General features: G+C 69.2%; 23 protein-coding genes. 15 read left to right on the forward strand and 8 right to left on the reverse strand.

The window, feature by feature from the left end:
* Positions 1–18: 18 nt before the first annotated feature.
* Positions 19–4,344, reverse strand: a complete 4,326-nt coding sequence (locus tag CPCC7001_RS03555) for a translocation/assembly module TamB domain-containing protein (RefSeq protein ID WP_083782568.1) — start codon at positions 4,342–4,344, stop codon at positions 19–21.
* Positions 4,345–4,410: 66 nt separating this feature from the next.
* Between CPCC7001_RS03555 and CPCC7001_RS03560 the strand changes: the two genes are divergently transcribed.
* From CPCC7001_RS03560 to CPCC7001_RS03610, 11 genes are all read left to right on the forward strand, one after another.
* Positions 4,411–4,890: a DUF2518 family protein gene (locus CPCC7001_RS03560; protein ID WP_006911568.1), complete on the forward strand. Its 480-nt coding sequence runs from the start codon at positions 4,411–4,413 to the stop codon at positions 4,888–4,890.
* 12 nt (positions 4,891–4,902) lie between these two features.
* Positions 4,903–5,307, forward strand: a complete 405-nt coding sequence (locus CPCC7001_RS03565) for a DUF4332 domain-containing protein (RefSeq protein WP_043368570.1) — start codon at positions 4,903–4,905, stop codon at positions 5,305–5,307.
* Positions 5,308–5,389: 82 nt separating this feature from the next.
* Positions 5,390–5,779 (forward strand): hypothetical protein, encoded by a 390-nt coding sequence (locus CPCC7001_RS03570; protein ID WP_225867163.1) that lies wholly within the window; start codon positions 5,390–5,392, stop codon positions 5,777–5,779.
* Positions 5,780–7,438, forward strand: coding sequence for a CocE/NonD family hydrolase (locus CPCC7001_RS03575; RefSeq protein ID WP_071778260.1), 1,659 nt, complete (start codon positions 5,780–5,782; stop codon positions 7,436–7,438).
* A gap of 23 nt (positions 7,439–7,461) precedes the next feature.
* Positions 7,462–8,370: a DUF3887 domain-containing protein gene (locus CPCC7001_RS03580; RefSeq protein ID WP_006910109.1), complete on the forward strand. Its 909-nt coding sequence runs from the start codon at positions 7,462–7,464 to the stop codon at positions 8,368–8,370.
* A gap of 69 nt (positions 8,371–8,439) precedes the next feature.
* Positions 8,440–10,752, forward strand: a complete 2,313-nt coding sequence (glgB, locus tag CPCC7001_RS03585) for a 1,4-alpha-glucan branching protein GlgB (protein WP_006910877.1) — start codon at positions 8,440–8,442, stop codon at positions 10,750–10,752.
* Positions 10,753–10,849: 97 nt separating this feature from the next.
* On the forward strand, positions 10,850–11,908 hold the full coding sequence (gene hemE / locus CPCC7001_RS03590; protein ID WP_006910120.1) for a uroporphyrinogen decarboxylase: 1,059 nt from the start codon (positions 10,850–10,852) through the stop codon (positions 11,906–11,908).
* Positions 11,905–12,990 carry an NAD(P)-dependent oxidoreductase gene (locus CPCC7001_RS03595; protein WP_006911179.1) on the forward strand — a complete coding sequence of 362 codons (1,086 nt, stop codon included), beginning with the start codon at positions 11,905–11,907 and terminating at the stop codon, positions 12,988–12,990. The genes hemE and CPCC7001_RS03595 overlap by 4 nt, the downstream gene beginning before the upstream one ends.
* A complete protein-coding gene (locus CPCC7001_RS03600) occupies positions 12,987–13,376 on the forward strand; it encodes a plastocyanin/azurin family copper-binding protein (protein ID WP_006909435.1) in 390 nt (129 codons plus the stop codon). The genes CPCC7001_RS03595 and CPCC7001_RS03600 overlap by 4 nt, the downstream gene beginning before the upstream one ends.
* 117 nt (positions 13,377–13,493) lie before the next feature.
* A complete protein-coding gene (locus tag CPCC7001_RS03605) occupies positions 13,494–13,835 on the forward strand; it encodes a c-type cytochrome (protein WP_006910690.1) in 342 nt (113 codons plus the stop codon).
* 272 nt (positions 13,836–14,107) lie between these two features.
* A complete protein-coding gene (locus CPCC7001_RS03610; RefSeq protein ID WP_006910789.1) occupies positions 14,108–15,070 on the forward strand; it encodes a bluetail domain-containing putative surface protein in 963 nt (320 codons plus the stop codon).
* A gap of 49 nt (positions 15,071–15,119) precedes the next feature.
* Here the strand turns inward: CPCC7001_RS03610 and CPCC7001_RS03615 are convergent, their stop codons facing one another.
* Complete coding sequence (locus CPCC7001_RS03615) at positions 15,120–15,335, reverse strand: hypothetical protein (RefSeq protein ID WP_006910965.1); 216 nt, start codon at positions 15,333–15,335, stop codon at positions 15,120–15,122.
* 105 nt (positions 15,336–15,440) lie between these two features.
* On the opposite strand from CPCC7001_RS03615, the gene CPCC7001_RS03620 reads away from it, so the two are divergent.
* Positions 15,441–15,716, forward strand: a complete 276-nt coding sequence (locus CPCC7001_RS03620; RefSeq protein WP_043368572.1) for a hypothetical protein — start codon at positions 15,441–15,443, stop codon at positions 15,714–15,716.
* Here the strand turns inward: CPCC7001_RS03620 and CPCC7001_RS03625 are convergent.
* Positions 15,698–16,408, reverse strand: a complete 711-nt coding sequence (locus CPCC7001_RS03625; protein WP_156796664.1) for a hypothetical protein — start codon at positions 16,406–16,408, stop codon at positions 15,698–15,700. The two genes, CPCC7001_RS03620 and CPCC7001_RS03625, sit on opposite strands and share 19 nt — an antisense overlap.
* 212 nt (positions 16,409–16,620) lie before the next feature.
* On the opposite strand from CPCC7001_RS03625, the gene clpB reads away from it, so the two are divergent.
* The gene (gene clpB / locus CPCC7001_RS03630; RefSeq protein ID WP_006910499.1) at positions 16,621–19,272 is read left to right on the forward strand and encodes an ATP-dependent chaperone ClpB; all 2,652 of its coding nucleotides are present in this window, start codon (positions 16,621–16,623) and stop codon (positions 19,270–19,272) included.
* Positions 19,273–19,303: 31 nt separating this feature from the next.
* On the opposite strand, the gene CPCC7001_RS03635 is transcribed toward clpB, so the two are convergent.
* Positions 19,304–20,077 carry a Coq4 family protein gene (locus CPCC7001_RS03635; protein WP_043368575.1) on the reverse strand — a complete coding sequence of 258 codons (774 nt, stop codon included), beginning with the start codon at positions 20,075–20,077 and terminating at the stop codon, positions 19,304–19,306.
* Between the two features lie 56 nt (positions 20,078–20,133).
* Complete coding sequence (locus CPCC7001_RS03640; RefSeq protein ID WP_006911031.1) at positions 20,134–21,015, reverse strand: NAD-dependent epimerase/dehydratase family protein; 882 nt, start codon at positions 21,013–21,015, stop codon at positions 20,134–20,136.
* Between the two features lie 87 nt (positions 21,016–21,102).
* Here CPCC7001_RS03640 and CPCC7001_RS03645 point away from each other — a divergent pair, with 87 nt between their 5' ends.
* The gene (locus CPCC7001_RS03645; protein ID WP_043368577.1) at positions 21,103–21,942 is read left to right on the forward strand and encodes a hypothetical protein; all 840 of its coding nucleotides are present in this window, start codon (positions 21,103–21,105) and stop codon (positions 21,940–21,942) included.
* Here CPCC7001_RS03645 and CPCC7001_RS03650 read toward each other — a convergent pair.
* The 3 genes from CPCC7001_RS03650 to CPCC7001_RS03660 all read right to left on the reverse strand — a co-directional run bounded on the left by CPCC7001_RS03650 (position 21,939) and on the right by CPCC7001_RS03660 (position 23,219).
* Complete coding sequence (locus CPCC7001_RS03650) at positions 21,939–22,226, reverse strand: 4a-hydroxytetrahydrobiopterin dehydratase (RefSeq protein WP_006909574.1); 288 nt, start codon at positions 22,224–22,226, stop codon at positions 21,939–21,941. The two genes, CPCC7001_RS03645 and CPCC7001_RS03650, sit on opposite strands and share 4 nt — an antisense overlap.
* 41 nt (positions 22,227–22,267) lie before the next feature.
* Positions 22,268–22,672: a hypothetical protein gene (locus tag CPCC7001_RS13945; protein WP_156796665.1), complete on the reverse strand. Its 405-nt coding sequence runs from the start codon at positions 22,670–22,672 to the stop codon at positions 22,268–22,270.
* Between the two features lie 88 nt (positions 22,673–22,760).
* Positions 22,761–23,219: a secondary thiamine-phosphate synthase enzyme YjbQ gene (locus CPCC7001_RS03660; RefSeq protein WP_006911482.1), complete on the reverse strand. Its 459-nt coding sequence runs from the start codon at positions 23,217–23,219 to the stop codon at positions 22,761–22,763.
* Between the two features lie 495 nt (positions 23,220–23,714).
* On the opposite strand from CPCC7001_RS03660, the gene CPCC7001_RS14345 reads away from it, so the two are divergent.
* Positions 23,715–23,978, forward strand: a complete 264-nt coding sequence (locus CPCC7001_RS14345) for a DUF1651 domain-containing protein (protein WP_006909196.1) — start codon at positions 23,715–23,717, stop codon at positions 23,976–23,978.
* The last annotated feature ends 16 nt before the right edge of the window (positions 23,979–23,994 follow it).

Consider the following 23,994-nt stretch of genomic DNA (forward strand, 5'->3'; position numbering starts at 1 on the left):
TGCTCTCGGGATCCATCGTCAGAAGCGGAAGAACACCTGCAGCTGGGTCTGCCACACCCCCTCGGTGTCCACCGATCCCTGCAGGTTGATCAGTTCGGAGGCCTTGAAGTTGAGGTTCAGCTGCGGAGGCACATCGGAGCGGTTCGGAGCCGCGAGCACCGAGGCATTGAAGCGCTCCGTGATGTCCAGGCCGATCTCGGCACCGAGCACGAGCTGGGGTGGCACCCGCTCCGAGCGACGCTCCGATCCGCTCCCCACCGACTGGTTCACGTAGGCCGGATAGAGGGCGAAGCTGAGACGCTGATTGAAGGCATCACTGAGGGTGCCGAGCAGGGGCGAGAGCAGCGACTGGCCCACCACCGTGGCCAGGGCCGCTCCGGCTCCGGCCCCGGTGAGACCCGCCAGGGAGTTGCCGCCGATCAGGGCCAGCAGGCGATCCTCCGGCAGGGGGGGACTGCTGCGCAGGGAAATGGTGTCGGCGAGCCGGTCGGCCGGGCCGCTCACCGAGAGGTAGACCCGCACCAGGTTGAGCTGGTCGAGGCTGTTGGCCCCGCCCTGGGCCTCGATCTCCGCCACCGATGGCGCATAGGAGCCGCTGGCGCCCAGGGCCCCCACCCGCAGGCTGTCGGACACCCGGGTCTGCAGGGCGATGTCCACATAGGGGATCAGGCCGGCCGAAGGGGTGAACACCGCCACGTTCGGGGCGTCGGGATCGAGGCTGAAGGTGGTGGTGAACAGGGTGAGGCGGCCGCGCCTGAGCCGCACCACCCCACGGGCCTCCAGCGTGGGGTCGAGGCGGCCATTGATCGTGAGCAGCCCTTCGGAGGCGAAGCTGGCCAGGTTGGGCACCCCCACCGTGAGATCCGGGCCGAGCGTGAGGCGCAGGTTGTCGAAGCCCACCACGCTGAACCTGGGCAGCAGGTCCCGCAGGCTGGCGCTGGCCTGGCTCTCCACCCCGGGGCCGTAGAGCACCAGGGGCCTCTCGAACCGCCAGCCCTCAAGCGCCAGCTTGGGCACGCTGTCCTCGCCGGTGGAGCCCACCTCGGCGGGCTGCACGTTGATCGAACCCCGGGCCACAGCCAGAGCGCCGCTGAGGTCGAGTTCGGCCAGGCTGCCCGACACCACCAGGGTGCCGGCCACCTCCGCCTTCACCCGGGGCAGGGCGAACGGCACATCCTTGAGGACGATCTGAAGCCGGGAGGGCTCCTCGGCCTCGGTGAACGCCGGCTTGAGCAGACCGAGGCTGCCGCTGCCGCTGACGCTGCCGCCCTGGCCCACCCGGGCCGTGAATTCCTGGAGGAAGAGCTGCTCGAAGTCGAACAGCATGGTGGCCTGCAGGTCCTCCACGGTCTGGCCCGCCAGGACCATCGTGGTGTCGCGGAAGCGCAGGAACCCGTTGGCGATCGGCCGGTTGAGGCTGCCCCGCACCAGCAGCTGCAGATCGCCCGCGCCCTGCTTCCACGCCACCTCGGGCCCCGCCAGCTCGGTGAGGAAGCGCAGGCCGTCATCCCGGCTGGCCAGGCGCAGCTCCATGCCCTCGGTGGCGGGATTGAGGGGCACGGTGCCCGCCAGCTCGATGTTGCTGGACGCCCCCTCGGCCCGCACGGCCAGATCCAGCGTGAGCATGTCGTCAGCCACCGCCACGGCACCGCGCTCCAGCGCCAGGGAGGTCTCGCCCACGGCGGCCCCGTCGAGGGTCATGGCGATCGCGAGCTCCGGCTCCGGTCCGCCCAGCCGGTAGGTGCCGCTCGCGCCCAGATTGCCCCGCAGGCCGGCCGGCACGGGGGTCAACAGGGCCAGCAGCGCCAGGGGCAGACCGGAAAAGGACAGCTCCCCGGACCCGAGGCGGAACGGGCCGCGCAGCTGCAGCCGCACCGGCTCTCCGGTGAGGGCCAGGTCCACGTCCTGGCCGGGCAGCCACAGATGGCCGTCGACACGCAGGTCGGCCCGGGTGTCCACCAGCCGGGGGCCCTCCAGGGTGGCGTCCAGGTTGAAGCGGGCAGCGAGCCTCTCCAGCCGCTCGGCCGTGCTGAGGCCGCTGAGGGGATCCTGCCGTGCCCCCCGCAGGGCGGCGCGGGCCCGGTCGAGGGCGGCCAGCTGGTCGTCCAGGCTGCCGCCGAGGGTGTCGATCAGCAGGGTGCCCAGATCCATGGCGGAGCCCTGGGTGATCGGCCCTTCGCCCTGCCAGCGCGGCCAGGCCTCCAGCAGCTGGCGCACCAGCGGATCCCGCAGGTTGCGGCCGGTGATCGTGGCCCGGAAGGGTCCCTTCCAGCGCCCGCGCCAGTCGATGGCGATCTCGCCGGAGCTGAGCGGCTCCACCTCGAGGCGGGCCCGGTAGCGCCGCTCGGTGTAGCTGCCCTCGATCGTGGTGCTGCGTGCCCAGACCCCCAGCAGCACGGGCCGCTCCAGGCGGGCCTCTCCCCGGAACGCCAGGGGCTGCAGTTCCAGCTCCCCGCCACCGCTGAGGTTGCCCTGCAGGGGCTGGCGTTGACTGCGGGGCCCCAGGGTGAGCAGCAGGCCGTCGAGGGGAAAGCTGTCGGCGGTCCAGCGGTAGAGACGGGGCGTGCCGCGCAGCGCCAGCTCCCCGCTGCCGCGCCGCAGCACCACCGTGCGGGGAACCCAGCGTCGATCGAGACTCGCCTCCAGGGCGGCGGTCTCCGCCGTGCCGCTGGCCTCCATGGCCAGCCGCCCGCCGCCGGCAGGATCCCCGAACCAGTTGCCCACCCAGGTTTCCGACACCCGAAGCGGTCCCGCCCCCGGAGCGCTGACCCTCAGATCGAAGTCGGGGGTGAGACCGGTGAGCGGTCCGCGGATGGTGCCGCTGGCCTGAAGCACCCCCTCCAGGCTGGTGCCAACCAGGGCACCGAGCTTGGGGAGGGGGTAATCGCGCAGGGTCAGGCGCAGATCGAGCGGACCCAGCCGGGGCTCCTGGCCGGGCTGGAGCCGCAGGGGCAGGGATCCGCTGGCCGTGAGGTGATCGCTGCGGAACCGGTCCAGGCGCAGCCGCTGGTCCTGCCAGCGAAGCCGCCCGGTCCAGCTGCCCAGCACGGGATTGCCGGGCTGGCGCAGATCGGTTTCCACCAGCGGGGTGGGCCATGGCCCTTCGACCCGGAGCCGTCCGGTCACCGCGGCGCCGATCAGATCCAGAGGCGTGTCTGGCGGCAGGGGCAGGTCCGCGGGCTGCAGCCGCCAGTCGCCGCGCAGCTTCAGCTGCCGCCCCACCTCACCGCTGGCCTTCAGCCAGGAGCCGCGGCGGCGGATCTCCAGGGTGTCGACAGCCAGCTGCTGGCGGTTCCAGCGGGCCTGCAGACCCACCCGGCCCGACAGGTCCCCCCAACGCCAGTCGGTGGGAACCAGAGAGAGGCTCTCGCCACGGCAGCGCAGCCGGGGATTCTGCACACCGACGGGCGGATTCGATCCGGGGGCCTGCCACTCCACCTGCCGCAGGCGCAGCTCACCCTGGCAGTCGGGCCGCCCATCCCGCCAGCCCAGACGGACGCGGCCATCGCCGCTGCCCTGGAGGGCTCCGGGAAGACCCAGCAGCCGCGCCGGCAGCTGCAGGGGAAAACCCTGGCTCAGCACCTCGGCCTGGAGCCGCTGCTGGCCCCAGTTGCCCTTCGCCACCAGACGCACCCTGCCATCGCCGGCCACCCCGCGCCCGTCCAGCGGCTGCAGGGAACCCCGCACCTGAATCGCCTCCTCGTGCACCTGAAGCTCGGCGCCGGCCTGCACCGCCAGGCGCAGCTGACGGGAGGCCTCGGGCGCCGGGCGGATCGTCACCCGTGCCGGCTGCTGCATGCGCAGGCGCAGATCCAGCCTCGGCGGCGGGACGTCGGGATCTCCCGCGCCGAACACCCAGTACTGGCCCTGGGCGTTGCGGCGCAGGTCCACCTCCAGGCCCGCCAGGGTGAGCTGCAGCACCGGCAGCCGGCGCCGCAGGCTCGAGACCGGATCCAGGCTCACCGAGAGCCGGGAGGCCCGCAGGCTGGAACCGTCCGCCCTGCCGGGCAGCACCCGGGTGGGGCCGAGCCTCAGGCCCGCCCAGCCGAAGCCGCGGTAGTCGCCCAGCTGGAGGGGATGGCCGAGGGCCTTGCCGATCTGCTGCTCCAGGCGGGGCCGGACATGGCCATAGACCGACCGGGCCACATGGTCGGAGGAACCGATGGCAAGAGCCGTCACGCCCAGCCCGGCCAGAAGAGCGACGGGCAGGCCGCTGGGGCGCCGGGGGCCTCCCGGCCTCTGCCGTCGCCGGCGGGACGGGGCGGGGGGTTCCGGCGGAATCCGCTGGTCTGGCAACCCCTCCCCATGGCCTGGTCCGGGGGTGTGCTCAGGCAACTCCGCCATGCCCCCGGGGCTGCCCTTGCGTTGGTCGGGCGCAATATAACGGCGTTGCCCAGCCCTCCCCAGCCCATGCCCACCGACCCGATTCTCTTCAGCGCAGGGGAGTGGCTGGGCGCCGCCAGCGGGCTTCTGGCCATCGCCACGATCGCCGGCTTCCTGCTGCGCTGGGGGATCCGCTTCCGGCTGGTGGGCATCACCAGCTTCACGGCCCTGCTGGCGCTGTCGTGCCTGGCCTTCGCCGTGAGTTACCGGCCCCGGGTCAGCGTCGAAGGCGCCATGAGCGTGCCGGTGGTGTTCGACAACGGCGGCGATCTCGTGATCGCCGCAGCGGCGGCGGATTTCCCCGCCGGTGCCGAGGCGGCCACGGTGGAACAGGTGGCCCGCAACCTGCGGGGCAGCGGCCGCAACACCTCCGAGGGCCTGGTGACCGTGCGCCTGCGGCGGGTGGAGCCCCTGGGGCCCGGGCTGAGCGCCCCGAAGGTGCTGGCCGAGGCCCACCGTGACCTGCGCGACGGCAGTGTGGTGGTGACCCCCAGCGGACAACCCTGAGCCGGAACGACCCTGAACGCCAATACCCGCTCCGGGGACAGCCCTACCTGGACCCTTCCCCCCCACTTCTCACGGGAACGCCGGCAGCTGGAGGCCGCCGGCATTGCCAGCTGGCCTTCCCTGGCCGCGATGGACGATGCCACGCTGCGGCAGCTCGGGCGCTCCGGGGGAGCCAGCGAAGCCCGGATGGTGCGGCTGCGGGGCCAGGCCCGGCTGATCGTGGAGGTGGGGCTTGAACCCGCCGACGCCGCCCTGCTGCTCCACGCCGGGGTGCCGGACCGGCGGGCCCTGGCCGAGGCCGACCCGCAGCGGCTGCTGGTGCAGATGGGACGGCTGCAGCGCCGCCTCACCGGCATGGCGGCGCCCCTGATCAGCCTGGGCACGCTCCAGGGCTGGATCCGGCGGGCCCGCGGCTAGGGGCCGCCGGGACAGAAACTGACCCTCACAACCGGAACAATCCGCGCCCCACTCCTAGATCGGAGTCAGATGAGGGCAGACGATGGTCTCCTGCCACCACCACCGGACCCGCAACCGCCCCCGGCAGCTGAGCGTTCCGTCGCCCGGCGCCCGGCACAGGCCGAGGCGCCCCGGCCTGCACCGCTTCCCCGTGGCGGCGGCGCTGCTGGCCCTGGTTTCCGTTGGCATCGCCCCCCTGGCCTTCACCGCGCCGCCGGCCTGGAGCCAGTCCCAGATACTCGACAGCGTCAAGCGCAACCCCGGCAAGGCCAAGCAGATCTGCGCTCAGCTGCGGCAGATGAATGCCGAGGGCGTGTCCTACACGAGCCGCAAGGCCACCCGTCAGATCGCCCAGCAGGAAGGACTCACCCCGGGCGATGCCGAGGTGCTCACCACCTACGTGGTGGGGTTGCACTGTCCCGACGTGCGCTGAATGGGGCCAGGGCCGCTCCCGGGTGGACCGCCCCCCCACCACGACGCCTGGCTCACCTGCCGCGACGGCGTGAGGCTCGTGAGCCGCATCTGGAGCCCGCCGGGCCAGGGGCCCTGGCCGGTGCTGCTGATGCGGCAGCCCTACGGCCGGGCCATCGCCTCCACCGTCACCTACGCCCACCCCAGCTGGTACGCCGCCCACGAGTTCCTCGTGGTGATGCAGGACGTGCGAGGGCGCGGCGACTCCGAAGGGGAGTTCGGCGGCTTCGCCCAGGAAGCCCGCGACGGAACCGACACCCTGCAGTGGGTCAGGACGCTGCCCCGCAGCAATGGTCGGGTGGGCTGCTACGGCTTCTCCTACCAGGGGCTCACCCAGCTGCTGCTGGAGCCTGACGGCCCCCTGCCGGACTGCCTGGCACCGGCGATGGCCGGCCTGGATGAGCGGCTGCACTGGGCCAGCAGCGGCGGTGCCCACTGGTGGGCCCTGGGGCTGGCCTGGGGCCTGCAGCTGGCGGCCGAGGGCTGCCGGCGGCGGGGCGATGCGGCCGGATGGAGCGAGATCCGCCGCAGCCTGGCCAGCCAGTCCTTTCTGGAGAACGGCATGGAGCTCCTCGGCCGCTTCGATGCCGCAGGGATGGCCCGGGCCTGGCTGGGGCGGGATGCCGCCGACAGGGCCGACTGGCGGCGGCATCCGGTGCCCGAGGCGCTCTGGCGCCGGCCGATGCTGCTGATCGGCGGCTGGCACGATCCCCACCTCGAGGGGGTGCTCGATCTCTGGCAGCGGGCGCGGCGCCATGGCGGCCATCCCCTGCTGCGAATCGGGGCCTGGAGCCACCTCGACTGGCACGGAGGTATCGACACCCTCCTGCTGGCCTTCTTCCGGCGCCATCTGCAGGGGCAGGGCGACGCGGCCGGGCTCCGCGACGATCCGGCCGTGGCCATTGCGCTGCAGGACGGCCGCAGCGGGGCCTGGCGGGCCGCCGGGGAGGCGGCTCAGGCCCTGGCCACTTCTCCTCGCGCCGCTCCCGAGCCGCCATGGCGGCTCGGGGTGAGCCCTGGGGGCTGTGCGACCAGCTGCGGCGGACGCCTGGCCGCCTCGGTGGAGGGGATGGCGCAGCCCTGGGTGGCCCTGGTGCATGACCCCTGGCGGCCGGTGCCGGGCCGTGGCGGCCATCTCGGCCTGGATGCGGGGCTGTGTGACCGGGCCGATCTGGATCAACGCCGGGATGTGGCCTGCTTCACCGCTGAGCCGCTGCAGCAGGCCTGCCTGGTGGAGGGGCGGCCGAGGCTCGATCTGGTGCTGCGAGCCGACCAGCCCGGTTTCGATCTGTGCGTGGCGCTCTCGGCCGTGGCGGCGAATGGAACGGAGGTGCGCCAGCTCTGCACCGGCGTGCTGCGCTGCCGCGGGGAGCGCTGCCTGGAACCCGCTGAGCACCGGATCCGACTCCAGCCCCTGAGCGTGAGGCTCGAGCCGGGCGAGCGGCTGCGCCTCTCCCTGGCCGGAGCGGCCTGGCCCCAGGTGGCGGTGAATCCCGGGAACGGGGAGCTGCCCCCGGGCCCGGTCACCGCAGGGCACCGGATCATCACCGTGTGGATGTCCACCGCCTCGGCCCAACTGCACCTCGAACCCTTCCCCTGGGTGGAAGCTGGGGCAAACTGAGCCCACCGATCCCCCTGCAGCTGATGCGGTCCTCCCTGCGGCCAGGCCAACCGGGCTGGCTCTCCATCTGCCGCGCCGCCATTCACCGCACCGCCGTCCACCGCACCGCCATTCGTCGCACCGCCATTCGCCGCACCGGCAGCCAGGTGCTGGCCCTGGCCCTGGTGCTGGGCGCCCCGGCCGGTGGGCTGATCGGCAGGGCCGTGCAGGCCGCACCGGCCACCGCCAGCCCCGGTGTTACGGGCACGTCGGCGCTGAAGCCTGCAGCGGCCGCGGCCGGTCCCCTCAGCGTGGACGAGGCCCGGGCGGCGGCCGAGCGCATCCTCAAGGCCGTGCAGACCAAGGATCCCAACCTGCGCTTCGCCCAGTTCTCCCCGGAACTGCAGGCCATCAGCAGCCCGGCGATGGTGGCCGACACCATGCGCACCCAGCCGGACCTGCTCGGCTGGACGTTGCTCAGCGTGCGGGGCGGTCTGTCCTCCACCACGGTGGAAGCGAGCCTGAGAACCAGCGACGGCGTGCGGGACCTGTTCATGGTGCTGGATCCCCAGGGCCGCCTCACCGGTTACCACTTCGATCTCACCGACGCCCAGTCGAGCCGCGTGGCGGCGGATTTCGTGCGCGAGCTGAGCCGGGGCCACTTCATCAGCGCCCGCAGCTATCTGGCCCTGCCCCTGCAGGAGGAACTCACGCCGGCCACACTCCAGGCCAAGTGGCAGCAGCTGCAGCGGAGCACCGGCAATTTCGTGAAGGTGGTGCGGGTGATCGAGGCCAGCCGCAGCGAGGACAGCCAGCTGGTGCTCGTGAACACCGAGTTCAACCGGGTGACCGACAACCTGTTCGTGATCCTGAACACCAACAACGAGATCACCGGGGTCGATTTTCCCAAGGACCCCAATCCCCCCCAGCCGGCCTCTGCACCGGCCCGCTGACACGGGCGGATTGCCGGCCAACCCGCCTGGACGGGCCGCCTAAGCTCGCGGCGCGTTCGCTGCGTCTCGATGCCGGTCCCCTCGCTGGAGTGGTTGGTGGAGGATGGTTCGCGCCTGGCGGAGTGCCGCCACGACCATCCCTTCGCCGTGCTCGGCCCCCAGCCGATCGAGTCCGGCCGCTGGCTGGTGCGGGTGTGGATGCCGGAAGCCGACGAGGTGCTGCTGCTGCGGGGTCAGCAGGTGCTGCCCACCACCACGCCCAACCATCCCTGGGTGTTCGAGGCGGAGCTGGACCACGACCCCGGCTGCGACTACCGGGTGCGGGTGCAGCGGGGCGGCATCACCCATGAGACCCACGATCCCTGGTCCTTCCGCGAGGAGTGGATGGGCGAACTCGATCGCCATCTGTTCGCCGAGGGCAACCACCACCACATCTGGCGCCGCATGGGCGCCCACCTGGTGGAACGCAACGGGGTGGCCGGGGTGATGTTCTGCCTGTGGGCGCCCAACGCCCGCAGCGTGGCGGTGCTCGGACCGTTCAACAGCTGGGATGGCCGTCACCATCCGATGCAGTCGCGGCTGGGCGGCATCTGGGAACTGTTCATCCCGGGGCTGGGGGCCGGCGAGATCTACAAGTACGAGATCCGCAACCAGGCGGGGCACTGTTACCAGAAGGCCGACCCCTACGGCTTCCGCCACGAGGTGCGCCCCGCCAACGCCTCGATCGTGCACCCCCTCGGGGGCTTCGCCTGGAGCGATGCCGCCTGGATGGAGGAGCGGGACAGCCGCAACCCGCTCGACCAGCCGGTGGCGGTGTACGAGATGCACCTGGGCAGCTGGATGCACGCCAGTGCCGACCAGCCCTACATCGAGGCCGATGGCAGCGCCAGGCCCCCGATCCAGCCCGCAGACCTCAAGCCCGGTGCCCGCCTGCTCACCTACCCGGAGCTGGCCGACAAGGTGATCCCCTACGTGAAGGCGCGGGGCTTCACCCACATCGAACTGATGCCGATCTCCGAGCATCCCTTCGATGGATCCTGGGGGTATCAGGTCACGGGCTGGTACGCCCCCACCAGCCGCTTCGGCACCCCGGAGGAATTCCGCGCCTTCGTGGACCGCTGCCACGCCGAGGGCATCGGCGTGATCCTTGACTGGGTGCCGGGCCACTTCCCCAAGGATGCCCACGGCCTGGCCTTCTTCGACGGAGCCCATCTCTATGAGCACGCCGATCCCCGCATCGGTGAGCACAAGGAATGGGGCACCCTGATCTTCAACTACAGCCGCAACGAGGTGCGGAATTTCCTGGTGGCGAACCTGGTGTACTGGTTCGAGGAATTCCACATCGACGGCATCCGGGTGGATGCGGTGGCCTCCATGCTCTACCGCGACTACCTCCGGCCCGATGGTGAATGGCTGCCGAATGAACACGGCGGCCGGGAAAACACCGAGGCGGTTCTCTTCCTCCAGCAGGCCAACCATGTGCTGTTCCAGCACTTCCCCGGAGCCCTCTCGATCGCCGAGGAATCCACCACCTGGCCGATGGTGACCCAGCCCACGAACATCGGTGGTCTGGGCTTCAACCTGAAGTGGAACATGGGCTGGATGCACGACATGCTCGACTACTTCGAGCTGGATCCCTGGTTCCGCCAGTTCCACCAGAACAATGTGACGTTCTCGATCTGGTATGCCTACACCGAGAATTTCATGCTGGCCCTCAGCCACGATGAGGTGGTGCACGGCAAGAGCAACCTGCTGCACAAGATGCCTGGCGACGACTGGCAGAAGTTCGCCAACGTGCGCGCCCTGCTGGCCTACATGTGGACCCACCCCGGCAAGAAGACGATCTTCATGGGGATGGAATTCGGTCAGCGGGCCGAATGGAACGTGTGGGGAGATCTGCAGTGGGATCTGCTCAATTACGAGCCACACCTGGGCATCCAGCGCCTGGTGGATGACCTCAACGTGTTCTACAAAGCGGAGCCGGCGCTCTGGGGCGACGACTTCAACGAGTACGGCTTCCAGTGGATCGACTGCAGCGACAACCGCCATTCGGTGATCAGCTTCATGCGACGCGAGAGCGCCACCGGCCGCTGGCTGGTGGTGGTGGCGAACTTCACGCCCCAGAGTCACTCCCACTACCGGGTGGGCGTTCCGGTGGAGGGGTTCTACAGCGAAGTGTTCAACACCGACGCCGAGCGCTACGGCGGCAGCAACCTGGGCAATCTGGGCGGCAAGTTCACCGACAGCTGGGCCGTGCACGGGTATGAGCACTCGCTCGACCTGTGTCTGCCCCCGCTTTCGGTGCTCGTGTTCCAGCGGGATGAGAAACGCAGCCTGGAAGCCGGAGACTTTGCCGCTGCGGCTGCTCTGGCGGCGGCCTGATCGCGCGTTGTCGAATTGTCACGCTCGGGGCCCAACGGCCCGGGAGGCTCCAGAGCCCTTCGGCTAGGTTGCCGGATCGCTTCTCCCTCCTCGCTCCATGGCCGAAACCGCCCCCCTGCTGCTGCGCGCCGCCCGAGGTGAGCAGGTGGAGCGGCCACCCGTGTGGATGATGCGCCAGGCCGGCCGGTACATGAAGGTGTACCGCGACCTGCGCGATCGCCATCCCGGCTTCCGCGAGCGCTCGGAAAACCCCGATCTCTCCTACGAGATCTCGATGCAGCCGTTCCGGGCGTTCCAGCCCGACGGCGTGATCCTCTTCTCCGACATCCTCACTCCCCTGCCGGGGATGGGCATCGACTTCGACATCATCGAGAGCAAGGGGCCGATCATCGAACCCGCGATTCGCACCCGGGCCCAGGTGGATGCCCTGCGACCCCTGAATCCGGCCGAGGCCCTCCCCTTCGTGGGCGAGGTGCTGGGCCGGCTGCGCGCCGATGTGGGCAACGCCGCCGCCGTGCTCGGCTTCGTGGGTGCCCCCTGGACCCTGGCGGCCTATGCCGTGGAAGGGAAGAGCTCCAAGACCTACGCCGTGATCAAGGCGATGGCCTTCCAGGAGCCGGCGCTGCTGCACCAGCTGCTGGGCCACCTGGCCGATTCGATCGCCACCTACGTGCGCTACCAGATCGATTCCGGTGCCCAGGTGGTGCAGCTGTTCGATTCCTGGGCCGGCCAGCTCAGCCCGATCGACTACGACGTGTTCGCGGCGCCGTACCAGAAGCGGGTGATCGATCAGGTGAAGGCCACCCATCCCGATACGCCGCTGATCCTCTACATCTCCGGCAGCGCCGGTGTGCTCGAGCGGATGGGGCGCACCGGCGTGGACATCGTGTCGCTGGACTGGACCGTGGACATGGCCGATGGCTGTGCCCGCCTGCCCCAGCATGTGGGGGTGCAGGGCAACGTGGACCCCGGGCTGCTGTTCGGCAGCCCGGAGGCGATCCGTGAGCGGATTCTGGATACGGTGCGCAAGGCCCGCAGCCGCCGCCACATCCTCAATCTCGGTCACGGGATCCTGCCCGGCACACCGGAAGACAACGCCCGCGTGTTCTTCGAAACCGGCAAGGCCGTGAGCGAGCTGCTCGGAGCCGCCGTTTGAGCGAGGCCCCGGCAGCGCGGCCCCAGGCTTCGGCCAGGCCCCAGGGCTCGGACCGGCCGCAGCGGATCCTGATCACCGGCGCCAGTGGCTGCGTGGGCCAGTACATCAGCGCCCTGCTGCTCCGGGAAACGGATGCGGAGCTGCTGCTGTTGCTCCGCGATCCGTCCAAGCTCAGGGCCGTGCCGGCGGAGGATCCCCGCATCACCCTGCTGGTGGCCGATCTGCGGCAGCTGGGCAGCCCCGAGGTGAGCGCCGTGAACGCCGCCATCGCCACGGCCACCCGGGTGATCCACACCGCCACGGCCTGGGGCGATCCGGAACGGGCCCAGCGCGTGAACGTGGACGCGGTGAAGACGCTGCTGGCCCTCGTCGATCACCAGCGGATCGAACAGGTGATCTACTTCTCCACCGCCTCGGTGCTGGATCGCCGGTTGCGGCTGCTGCCCGAGGCCAGCCAGGTCGGCACCGAATACATCCAGACGAAGGCCCAGTGCCTGCAGCAGCTGGAGCAGCACCCCCTGGCTGGGCGCATCGTGGCCGTGTTTCCCACCCTGGTGTTCGGCGGCCGGGTCGATGGCGGCGGCCCCTTCCCCACCAGCTACCTCACCGCAGGCCTGGCGGAAGCGGCCCGCTGGCTGTGGCTGGCCCGCTGGCTGCGGGCCGATGCCTCCTTCCACTTCATCCACGCCGCCGACATCGCCCGGGTGTGCCTCGTGCTGGCCACGGCCCCGCACCAGCCCAACCCCGAGCCGGGGCAGGGAGCCCTGCGGCGCCTGGTGCTGGGTCAGCCGCCGGTGAGCGTGAACGGCACGGTGCGCAGCCTCTGCCGCTGGCGCGGGGTGTGGTGGCCGCCGTTCGGCCTCGACCTGCGTGGCTGGCTGGTGGAGGGGCTGATCCGGCTGCTGCGCATCGAGGTGAACGCCTGGGACCGCTTCTCCATCCGCCAGCGCCACTTCGTGCACGAGCCGGTGAGCCCACCCGAGCGTTTCGGGGCCAGGAGCCACGCCCCGACGCTGGAAGCGGTGTTCGCCGATGCGGGACTGCCGCGGCGGGGGCGGCTGCCTGCCCCACCGCGGCCATGAGCCGCACCCTGGGTTGGCTGTGCGGGGCTGTGCTGCCAGCTGTGCTGCTGTTGGCGCTGCTGCTGGCGGCGGGCGCGGGCCCTGCCGCCGCCGCCGGCCACCGGGTGCGGCTGGGCACGGCGGAAGGCCTGCTGGCCTTCGAGCCCAGCAGCCTGAGGATCGAGCCCGGCGATGTGGTGACCTTCGAGGTGCAGGGGCTGGGTCCCCACAACCTGATCGTGGCCGGCCATCCGGAGTGGAGCCACGAGAGCCTGGTGTTCGAGGAGGGCACCCGCTGGCAACAGCGCTTCGAGGCGGTGGGGCGCTTCCCGTTCTGGTGCGAGCCCCATCGCTTCGCGGGGATGGAGGGGCTGCTGATCGTGGAGGAGCCGGGAGCGGCGGGCTGAGCCATGTCAACGCAGGCTGAGCCATGTCAAGAATGTTGCGAAGCACCGCGTCGCCCGGCACATCAGCGGCGGCGGCCCCTAAGTTTTTGCGGTAGCCCGTGCCTGAAGCGCCTTTCCATGCGCCGTCTTTTTTCCCTGATCGCTCTCTGCCTGGCGTTGGTGCTGGGTGCCGCTCCCAGCTATGCGGCCGATGTGGCCCATGGGGGCCAGCTGTTCTCAGCCAACTGCGCCGCCTGCCACATGGGCGGTGGCAACGTGGTGAATGCCGAGCGCACCCTCAAGCAGGATGCCCTGGAGGCCTACCTGGCCAACTACAGCAGCGACCATGAGGCCGCCATCGCCTACCAGGTGACCAACGGCAAGAACGCCATGCCAGCCTTCGGCGGCAAGCTCAGCGAAGGCGACATCGCCGACGTGGCCGCCTACGTGGAGGACATGGCCTCCAAGGGCTGGGCCTGATCGGATTGCCTCGTCGCTTCGGCACCCCCCCCCTCCACTGAAGCGACGCTGGCAGCAGGCTTACCTTTCTGCATCCAGCACTCAACCCCGGCATCACGCCGGGGTTTTTTCATGGCGGAACGGAAGGCTCTGGGCAACGGGCGCTGCTGGTGAACAGAGGCGCTGGTGAACAGAGGTGCTGATGGAGATCGCAGCCCTGTGAACATTGATTTTCGCAGACGGTGAACAGCCCATGACTGCACGAGGATCAAGAAACCTATGCATGGTTGAGAATGGCCGTTGCGAGCTTTTCCAATCTCAACCCCGTTGCGATTCCCGGTGTCGGAACTTCCGGAACCGGCTCCCCCTACCCAAGCCTGATCGGAGTGGGAGGGCTCCAGGGTGGCGTCACCAGGGTGGGCGTGACCCTCAAAGGCCTGAGCCATACCTATCCAGACGATGTCGACGTGCTGTTGGTGGCACCCGATGGAACCACCCGATCGCTGGTGATGTCTGACGCCGGCACCAACTTAGACGTCACCGCCGTCAATCTCGCCTTTGATGACAATTTCCCCGACGCCCTCCCCGACAGCGCCCAGATTCTCAGCGGTTCCTACAAGCCCTCCGATTACGGGGCGACTGCAGACGCGTTTCCGGCCCCTGCCCCGGCTGGTCCCTATGCAGCGGATTTCAAGACCTTCAGAGGAGTCAATCCGAACGGCACCTGGCGCCTGTACATCAATGACGATGCCGGCGCGGATAGCGGCAACCTGGCTCAAGGATGGGAACTGCGCCTCTTCCATGGCGCCAACCCCGTCTTCGGTGACGACGGCGACAACCTGATCAAACTGAAAAAGTCCATCAACACCTATGCCGGCGGCCCGGGAGCTGACACCTACAGACTTGGAAAAAAGGCCACACGATCGACCTACCTCAGAAAGCTTGACCATATCACTGACTTCGATACCGTCAACGATCGCATTGATTATGGCTTCAAGGGCCCACGCCCGTTCGGGAAAGACTTTGGCTCCCTGTCTTCCCTGAATGCCAGAGCGCTGAAGAAGAAGTTCAAGCCCAACAAACTGAAGAAGAAAGCCTGGGGAACGTTCACGGTTGGCAGCGGGGGCCCCGAGAGTGAACGCACCTTCCTGATCCTCAACGACCTGAAAGCGGGCTTTCAACTGAAGCGGGACTTCCTGGTGGAAATCACTGGCTACTTTGGCAGCAACGCCCTCACCAATCTCAATGTGATCTGATCTCCATGGGATCTGATCTGGACGCGGTGTTCCCCGGCCGTGGCCAGGGCTACGTCGTGGGGGCATCCTGGCGGCGCTGTTGCAGCACGGCCAGATAGAGATCCTCCGGCACCTCCCGGATGTCGTATTCACTCGGCAGCACACCGTGCACATGGCGATGCACCGCCATCCAGCAGTTGCGCTCCAGGTCACGGGCGGTGGCATCGAACTCCTGCGACGCGGTGGCCAGCTCAACGATCAGGCTCCGGGGGTAGGGCGCGGTCATGGCGGGATGGACAGGGTGAAGTGGCCTCGGCGAGACGATCGCGACGCTGGCGCAGGCGATGGGCCAGAAGGTAGGCCACAGTGGGGTGTCGCTGGGTCTGCCCGAGTGAGCCGCTTCTCCGCCATTGCCATCCCAGCCCTGGTGGCGTTCTGGCTGGCGGGCATCTCCGCCGCCGCCCAGACGGTGATCACCGGCGGCTGCCCGATGGTGGTGCCGGCCAGCCAGCGCGACCTGCAGCCCAAGCGCCTGCCCCCTGATCAGGTGAGCCAGAAGAACAGCCGAGGCTGCCTCTCCCCCCACGACGCGGTCTACGGGCCGGATGGCTGCCCCCTGAAGCTGTGCGGCCCCGAGGCGGGCGTGATTCAGCTGCCGCTGCCGTAAGCCACCTGGCACACGGCGTTGAGCAGCTGGGCCTGGTCCACCGTGGCCGGCACCTGTCCATCGAGCAGGCCCTGCTGGCAGTTGGCGGCACCGGTGAGCTGCCCCTCGCCGCCGAGGCTGTAGTTGAAGCTCACCCCGGCCGTGCCCACGCTCTCCACCGAGCCGTAGTTGAGCTGAATGCTGGTGTTGGGCACCACGATCACCGTGGATTGCTGGTCGGCAGCGGCGTTCACCAACGAACCGATGGCGGCACCGGTGGCCAGACCCGCCACTCCCCACGCCGCTGCGCTGGAACCCCACCAGCCCCAGCCACCCCAGCCCCCGTACCAGCCGTGGTTCCAGGGACGGTGGTTCCAGTAGCCCCCACCGCGCCAGGCGTCATTCCAGCCGTGCAGATCGCGGTTGTAGAAGTTGTTGTTGATGGTCACGCGGTTGAAGCTGTCGCGGTTGCCATCCACCCCGGGGCGCACGCCGGGCCCGTAGAGCGGATGCTCACCCCGGTAGCCACCGCGCCAGGCGTCATCGCCACCGCCGGAAAAGCGGTAGCCGCCGCCGCGGCCATCAAACCCGCGGTCGACCCCTCGACCACCACCGCCCCGGAAGCCGCCGCCGAAGCCCCGGGCCTCGGCGCTCGTGCTCAGCAAGGGCAGGGTGGCCACAAGACAGCTCAGCAATAGGGCCTGGCGGCGCATGGGAGGTGGAGCGGAGATGCCTGCCAAGTCTGGCCAGAGCAGGCCGGCTGGGGTGCTTCCTGAAGAGCTGCAACGGGGATCCGCACTGATCGCTTCGGCCTTCCCACCCTGGGGGAGGAGCCCCGTACTCATCGGTACGGCTGGCACGGGTTCCAGCCCCGTTCGGGCTCCATAGGTTGATCACAAAGCACCTGAATCCGGGAGGTCGTCCTATGCATCCCACCGCCGAACTGTTCACCGAAAAAGCCTGGGGCGCCGTGGTGGCCGCCCAGCAGCTGGCCGTGCAGAAGCGCCAGCAGCAGATGGAGAGCGAGCACCTGTTCGCTGCGCTGCTGGCCCAGCAGGGACTGGCCGGCCGCATCCTTGAGAAGGCCGGCGTGGATGTGGGCGGCCTGAGCCAGAAGGTGGACGCCTTCATGGCCGGGCAGCCGAGCCTCAGCGCTCCCCCGGACAACGTGTACCTGGGCAAGGGGCTGAATTCCGTGCTGGACCAGGCGGACCAGCTCAAGCAGAGCTACGGCGACAGCTACATCGCCGTGGAGCATCTGCTGCTGGCCCTGGCGATCGATGATCGCTGCGGCAAGCAGCTGCTCTCCCAGGCCGGCACCAACGCCGACAAACTGAAGGAGGCCGTTCAGGCCGTGCGGGGCAGCCAGACCGTGACCGATCAGAACCCGGAAGGCACCTACGAATCGCTCGAGAAGTACGGGCGCGACCTCACCGCCGCCGCCCGCGACGGCAAGCTCGATCCGGTGATCGGCCGCGACGAGGAGATCCGCCGCACAATCCAGATCCTCAGCCGCCGCACCAAGAACAACCCCGTGCTGATCGGTGAACCCGGCGTGGGCAAGACGGCGATCGTGGAGGGGCTGGCCCAGCGGATCGTCAATGGCGACGTGCCCCAGGCCCTGCAGAACCGCCAGCTGATCGCCCTTGACATGGGCGCCCTGATCGCCGGAGCCAAGTACCGCGGTGAATTCGAGGAGCGGCTCAAGGCCGTGCTCAAGGAAGTGACCTCCAGCGAAGGGCAGATCGTGCTCTTCATCGACGAGATCCACACGGTGGTGGGCGCCGGCGCCACCGGTGGCGCCATGGATGCCAGCAACCTGCTCAAGCCGATGCTGGCCCGCGGCGAGCTGCGCTGCATCGGCGCCACCACCCTCGATGAGCACCGCCAGCACATCGAGAAGGACCCGGCCCTGGAGCGACGCTTCCAGCAGGTGTTCGTGGACCAGCCCACGGTGGAGGACACAATCTCGATCCTGCGGGGCCTCAAGGAGCGCTACGAGGTGCACCACGGCGTGCGCATCGCCGACAACGCCCTGGTGGCGGCCGCCGTGCTCTCCAGCCGCTACATCGCCGACCGCTTCCTGCCCGACAAGGCCATCGATCTGGTGGACGAATCGGCAGCCCGCCTCAAGATGGAGATCACCTCCAAGCCCGAGGAGATCGACGAACTCGATCGCCGCATCCTCCAGCTGGAGATGGAGAAGCTCTCCCTCGGCCGCGAATCCGATTCCGCCAGCAAGGACCGGCTGGAGCGGCTGGAGCGGGAACTGGCGGAGCTGCGGGAGCAGCAGAGCACCCTCAATGCCCAGTGGCAGGCGGAGAAGGGCTCGATCGATGCCCTCAGCGCCCTCAAGGAGGAGATCGAGCAGGTGCAGCTGCAGGTGGAGCAGGCCAAGCGTCAGTACGACCTCAACAAGGCCGCCGAGCTGGAGTACGGCACCCTGGCGGAGCTGCACAAGCGGCTGGCCGCCAAGGAGGCCGAACTCAGTGAGGGCAACGGCAGTGGCGAGAAGAGTCTGCTGCGGGAGGAGGTCACCGAGGACGACATCGCCGAGGTGATCGCCAAGTGGACCGGCATTCCGGTGAGCAGGCTGGTGCAGAGCGAGATGGAGAAGCTGCTCCACCTGGAGGAGGAGCTCCACACCCGGGTGATCGGCCAGGAACAGGCCGTCACTGCTGTGGCCGATGCCATCCAGCGCTCCCGGGCCGGCCTCAGCGATCCCAACCGGCCGATCGCCAGCTTCCTGTTCCTCGGCCCCACGGGCGTGGGCAAGACGGAGCTCTCCAAGGCCCTCGCCGCCCAGCTGTTCGACAGCGACGAGGCGATGGTGCGCATCGACATGAGCGAGTACATGGAGAAGCACGCCGTCAGCCGCCTGATCGGAGCCCCTCCGGGCTACGTGGGCTACGAGGAGGGCGGCCAGCTCACCGAGGCGGTGCGGCGCCGCCCCTATGCGGTGATCCTGTTCGACGAGGTGGAGAAGGCCCACCCCGATGTCTTCAACGTGATGCTGCAGATCCTCGATGACGGTCGCGTCACCGATGGCCAGGGCCGCACGGTAGACTTCACCAACACCGTGCTGATCCTCACCAGCAACATCGGCAGCAGTTCGATCCTCGATCTGGCCGGCGATCCCGCCCGCCACGGCGAGATGGAGAAGCGGGTGAACGACGCCCTGCGGGCCCACTTCCGCCCCGAATTCCTCAACCGCCTGGATGAAACGATCATCTTCCACAGCCTCAAGCAGGAGGAACTGCGCGAGATCGTGGAGCTGCAGGTGAAGCGCCTGGAGCGGCGTCTGGACGACCGGAAGCTGGGCCTGGCCCTCAACGCCGATGCCCTCGACTGGCTGGCCGGAGTGGGCTACGACCCGGTGTACGGCGCCCGGCCGCTGAAGCGGGCCATCCAGCGGGAGCTGGAGACCCCGATCGCCAAGGCCATCCTGGCCGGCGAATTCACCCCGGGCCACACCATCACGGTGGATGTGGTGGAGGCGAGCAACGGCAGCGAAGGCCCCCAGCGGCGCCTCCGCTTCCAGCAGAGCGATCCCGCCCAGCTGCCGGTGCTCGTCTGAGCCGCGCCAAGCTGGGCTGCGGGGTTCTTGGTCAGGCGGCCAGCGCCGCCGCCAGGGCCCCGTCGCTATGCCAGCTGGAGATGCCTTCGCGGATCGGAACGATCCCCAGCTCGGTTCGGAGCTCCTCGAGGTTCTGTTCCATCCGCAGCTCCCAGCTCACCGGGAAGAGGGGCTGAGCCGCCAGACCCATCTCCAGGCCCTGGCTGATCATGCGGAACACGTAGGCCGTGGTGCGGGCCTGCTCCCGCTCGCTCTCGAGATCCCCGATCGGGGTATCGGTGTGGAACCACGACATCAGGAGTCCGATCAGATCGGTGAAGGCCAGGCCGGGGTGGGAATACTGGGCCACGCTGAGGCTGATCACCCCGAGTTCGCCGAAGTTGTCGAGACTGAAGCCAGTGAGGATGTGGTGGATGTCGTGGGTGGCAAACACCCGGTAGTTGATGTAGTCGGCGTCGGTATCGAGGTTGTTGAAAAACGCGGGCTTGGGGAAGAAATTAATGTCGTAGCCCAGAGTTGCCATCACCGTGCCGTAGGTGTGGCCGAGGCTGCCCTTCGGCATCGCCCGCAGGGCCTCGAGGTCGTAGGGGCCGCAGGACCGTCGCTCCTGCACCCAGGACCAGCTGGCCGGATCGCGCTCCAGGCGCGTGCGGCAAAGTTGCATGGGGCGGGTGTCCCGCAACCGGTGCGAAAGTGCGAAGACGTTGTGGGCCGACTTGCCGGCCCCCAAGGCCAGATCGGCCAGATCGAGAAACTCCTGGATCGCCTCAGGGCTGGCAACCCGATCGAGGTAACGGAACCCCATCCGATGGCTGTAAACCATCAAAGTAGGCACAGAACCCCGGGAAGGCTGTCACCGCGTCAGCCTGCTGAAAGCTGCTCCAGCACTCCGGGGCTGGCGGGCGTCACGCCCAGGTCCAGCAGGCGCTGATTGCGGATGCGGCGGTTGGGCAGGCCGGTCCCGGCAGCAGGGGAGCTGGAGGTGGAACCGGCGGAGGCCGGATCGTCGGCTTCCCAGGTCACCGGCTCCAGGCCCCGGGCCGCGCAGACCCCATCCACCAGCTGCCGCAGGGTGACCGGCTGGCCGTCCACCACATTCAGCACCCCGCTGAAGCCCCGATCCACCACGCGGTCGATCGCCGCCACGGCATCGTCCCGATGGATCCAGTTGCTCCAGGTGCCGCCATCACCGGACCGCTGGCTGCCGGCCAGGCGGGCCAGGCGAGGTCCCAGCTCCCGACCTGGGCCATGCAGTGCCCCCAGCCGCAACACCGCTACCGCCAGCTGCCCGGCCGCTGCCTGAAGCAGCTGCTCAGCCTGCAGCAGCACAGCGGCATGGGCATCCCTCGGCTCGGGAGGGGTGGCCTCATCGATCCAGCCGCCGGCGGCATCGCCATACACCCCGCAACTGCTCGTGTAGACGATCTGGCGCAGCTGGGGCAGTGCCGGCAGCAGCGCATGCAGGCTTCGGCCGGTATGGAGATAGGTGGCGGCGTAGGCCTCCGCGTCCACCTGCCGATCGCCCCTGGGGGCCAGGGTCAGCACCACCGCATCCGCTGCGGCCAGGGCCCGGGCCATGGCAGGCTGATCGTCTCCGCACAGCAGCTGGGCCCGACCCCCCAGCGCCTCCAGCTCCGGCAGCCGTTCCGGACGGGTGGTGGTGAGCACCAGGTCATGGCGGCCATACCAGTGGCGGGCCAGGGCCTGGCCGAGCCAGCCGCAACCGATGATGGTGATGCGCAAGGTGCTCGAGCCGGCACCCCGACCCTAAGAAGCCAAGGCATCGGCTCGATGCATTGAGCCGATGATTCCAGCCAGTGAGGCGAGCAGATGACGGGAGCCGAGCGGCAGTGGCAGCTCAACCGGGAGAACTTCGAGGGCCGCTGGCAGGGGCCCACCCGTTGGTACGGCCGCAACGACGAGGGCGCGCTGGATCTGAAGAACCCTGAGCTGGAGCTGCCCCACAGCACCTACACGATCCAGTTCGACAGCCCCAGCAGCGGCAGCTGGCACGGCGTGGGTCTGCGCTTCGCTCCAGGCGGGGAACGGCGCATCCCCCTGGCGGCCCACACCTACAACCAGGGCGGCAGTTGCTGGCAGTTCCCCGGCGCCGGAGGGCAGTCGAGCCTCCAGGTGCCGGAGCCTCCCGCCGCCGGTGGGGCGGCCGGATCCCGCTTCGGCCATGAGATCAACCTGTTTCAGGGGCGCTCCCGCACCATGCTGGTGGCGTTGTGGCTGCCCCAGCCTGGTGCGCCGCAGGGCGCTCGTCCCTGGCGGCTGGATCAGCTGGCGGTCACTCCGTTTCGGTGCAGCCTGGGGCCCCAGGACCCGCCGCGCCCCGCCGTGGACCATCCCCAGGAGTTTCTGGAGCCGCTGAGCGGCTGGGTCGGGGAACGGGAGCGGCTGCAGCCGGGCCGCTGGCCGGAGCACGACGAGCCTGCCGAGGCCTGCGAAACCTTCGAGCCGGCCGGGTTCAACGCGGCCGGGCTCGCGGCCGGGTTCGCCGATGGCCTGGTCGCCTGCCTGCCCGAGTGGTTGCCCGAGGCGGCGTTCACGCTGGAGGTGGGGGCTCTGCTCGAACCGCACCTGTTCACGCGGATCACCCTGCGGTTCAACGCCGCTGGCCAACTGGAAGCCTGGGAGCGGCGCCGCTACCGGCCTGCCGCCTAGGAGGCGAGGGCATCGATCCGCCGCGCCAGCTCCAGATCCAGGTCGGAGAGTCCGCCGGTGTCATGGGTGGTGAGGGTCACCTCCACCCGGTTCCACACGTTGCTCCACTCCGGGTGGTGTCCCATCGCTTCAGCCACGAGCGCCACCTGGGTCATGAACCCGAAGGCGGTCACGAAGTCGGTGAAGCGCAGTTCGCGGCGGAGTTTTCCGTCCACGAGCTGCCACTCCGGCAGGGTGGTGGACAGGGCGGCGATCTGTTCGCTGGTGAGGGGAACGGCAGCCATGGCAGCCAGCGCGGAGGTCTGCAGCCATGCTGGCGCAGGCTTCAGGCGCTGGGGCCGAACAGGATCGGTCGACGGGTCGGCTTGGCGTCCTCCTTCTCACTCCAGTAGATCTTGCAGGAGACGCTGCGCTCGTCCGGCTCGCCCTCGCGCCAGTAGTGCATGCGGGTGACCACCGAGCCCTCCGGGCGAAGCTTCTGGGCCCGATTGCAGGCATCCACTTCGGAGATGAAGGAGTTGAAGGTCTCGGAGCCGGTGCGGGGTTCCTCCTCCTTGGCCATGGGCGCTTCTTCCGCCATCGGCGTCTCCTCGGCCATGGGCGCCTCCTCGGCCATCGGGGCAACGGCGGGCGGCTCGCTCTCCTGGGCACGCAGGGGCAGAGCGGCCAGGCCCGCACCGCACACGGTGGCCAGGCAGGCAGCGAGGATCGGACGGGACAGGCGGACCATCAGCACAGCCGGCAGGTGGACGCAAGCTAGACCTGGCTGGCGGAAATGCCAGCACCCTGCTGACGATCGATCGGCAGGCGGTTTTGGATCAACCGTCAGCTTCACCGATCAGATGCAGGCTCAGACGGCGCCGCTGCCCGGCCTGGCGGTGCTCCCAGAGATAGATGGCCTGCCACGTGCCCAGCACCAGCCGGCCGCTCTGGAAGGACAGCGTGAGGCTGGTGCTGGTCAGGGCGGTACGGATGTGGGAGGGCATGTCGTCGGGGCCCTCGTCGTTGTGGCGGTAGGGGTGCCAGCTGCCCTCACCCCCCAGGGGGCTCACGCCGTGCTGGGGCACGAGCGCCCGCATGAAGGTGGTGAGGTCCTGCAGCACCCGCGGATCGGCGTTCTCGTTCACGGTGAGCGAGCAGCTGGTGTGTTTCACACACAACAGGCAGATCCCAGTGTCCAAGCCGCTTTCGGTGACCAGCTCCTGAATGGCGGCGGTGATGTTGGTGAAGCCCTCGCCGGGGGTGTCGAGTGCAAGTTCACAGATCGTCTGACGCATCGTCGGCCAGGTGGCGTTCAGCTACCTCCGAGTCTCGACCCTCCAGCAGGCCGGCAATGGCCGCTCTGGGCTCGACCGCCAAGGCGATGCCTGCCTGGGGTTCTGCGAACGTCACGACCTGACGCCGAAGCGAGACCCGCTGGTCCAGCGCGGCCTGTCGGCGTTTACGGCGGCCACCGCAAGCAGGGCCCCTTGGCAGCGTTCTCGTCGTGAAGGACCTGGAGCGCTTCAGCCAAGAGACCCCCAGCCTGGCAGAGCAGCTCGTGCAGCGGTTGTGGGACCACGACCAGGATGCATGTCTCACCAGGTTGTTCAGTCGAGCAGCTCTCTGAGCCGCTGCAGTTGTCGATACGAAGCGGAGTCGACCGGAGATTGTTGTGAGCGGCAGCCGAGGACCAAGTGCGTCCTGTGTCGGTGATCGAGCTGACGTGACACCAACAACCGCTCCAGCGATCGCTTTCGCCCCGGGAGGGCCGGATCAGCGACGGCCTGAGGGTGCTCCACTTCAAGCCGCTCCGCTACGACCGCTGGAGCCAGTCGCTGGAGGTGACGCTGGGGGAGTTGATGCCTGCCGGAGAGCCGCCGCTGCTCAAGCGCCGCAAGGAGCTCACCCGCGAGGAAGCGATCAAGCTCTGGACCCAAAAGCTGCAGGCCGGCTGGAAGGTTTTCCGCCGCAGTGGCAGCCAGCAAGGAACTGAGCTCCGACGGGCAGAAGCGTACCGGGAGTTTGACTCGCACTCAGCAGCGAGCCCTGGCTGAGGAGCTGCTGCAAGAA

The sequence above is a fragment of the Cyanobium sp. PCC 7001 genome (assembly GCF_000155635.1).
Lineage (GTDB): Bacteria > Cyanobacteriota > Cyanobacteriia > PCC-6307 > Cyanobiaceae > NIES-981.

Bases quoted from the DNA above. Each gene is read 5' to 3' on its own strand.
- CPCC7001_RS03610 (WP_006910789.1), top strand. From the start codon at position 14,108: ATGGCCGTTGCGAGCTTTTCCAATCTCAACCCCGTTGCGATTCCCGGT.
- CPCC7001_RS03570 (WP_225867163.1), top strand. From the start codon at position 5,390: ATGGTCTCCTGCCACCACCACCGGACCCGCAACCGCCCCCGGCAGCTG.
- CPCC7001_RS03580 (WP_006910109.1), top strand. From the start codon at position 7,462: ATGCGGTCCTCCCTGCGGCCAGGCCAACCGGGCTGGCTCTCCATCTGC.
- CPCC7001_RS03660 (WP_006911482.1), bottom strand. From the start codon at position 23,219: ATGCGTCAGACGATCTGTGAACTTGCACTCGACACCCCCGGCGAGGGC.
- CPCC7001_RS03625 (WP_156796664.1), bottom strand. From the start codon at position 16,408: ATGCGCCGCCAGGCCCTATTGCTGAGCTGTCTTGTGGCCACCCTGCCC.
- CPCC7001_RS03645 (WP_043368577.1), top strand. From the start codon at position 21,103: ATGACGGGAGCCGAGCGGCAGTGGCAGCTCAACCGGGAGAACTTCGAG.
- glgB (WP_006910877.1), top strand. From the start codon at position 8,440: ATGCCGGTCCCCTCGCTGGAGTGGTTGGTGGAGGATGGTTCGCGCCTG.
- clpB (WP_006910499.1), top strand. From the start codon at position 16,621: ATGCATCCCACCGCCGAACTGTTCACCGAAAAAGCCTGGGGCGCCGTG.
- CPCC7001_RS03650 (WP_006909574.1), bottom strand. From the start codon at position 22,226: ATGGCTGCCGTTCCCCTCACCAGCGAACAGATCGCCGCCCTGTCCACC.
- CPCC7001_RS03635 (WP_043368575.1), bottom strand. From the start codon at position 20,077: ATGGGGTTCCGTTACCTCGATCGGGTTGCCAGCCCTGAGGCGATCCAG.
- CPCC7001_RS03555 (WP_083782568.1), bottom strand. From the start codon at position 4,344: ATGGCGGAGTTGCCTGAGCACACCCCCGGACCAGGCCATGGGGAGGGG.
- CPCC7001_RS03575 (WP_071778260.1), top strand. From the start codon at position 5,780: ATGGGGCCAGGGCCGCTCCCGGGTGGACCGCCCCCCCACCACGACGCC.
- CPCC7001_RS03560 (WP_006911568.1), top strand. From the start codon at position 4,411: ATGCCCACCGACCCGATTCTCTTCAGCGCAGGGGAGTGGCTGGGCGCC.
- CPCC7001_RS03615 (WP_006910965.1), bottom strand. From the start codon at position 15,335: ATGACCGCGCCCTACCCCCGGAGCCTGATCGTTGAGCTGGCCACCGCG.
- CPCC7001_RS13945 (WP_156796665.1), bottom strand. From the start codon at position 22,672: ATGGTCCGCCTGTCCCGTCCGATCCTCGCTGCCTGCCTGGCCACCGTG.
- CPCC7001_RS03605 (WP_006910690.1), top strand. From the start codon at position 13,494: ATGCGCCGTCTTTTTTCCCTGATCGCTCTCTGCCTGGCGTTGGTGCTG.
- hemE (WP_006910120.1), top strand. From the start codon at position 10,850: ATGGCCGAAACCGCCCCCCTGCTGCTGCGCGCCGCCCGAGGTGAGCAG.
- CPCC7001_RS03600 (WP_006909435.1), top strand. From the start codon at position 12,987: ATGAGCCGCACCCTGGGTTGGCTGTGCGGGGCTGTGCTGCCAGCTGTG.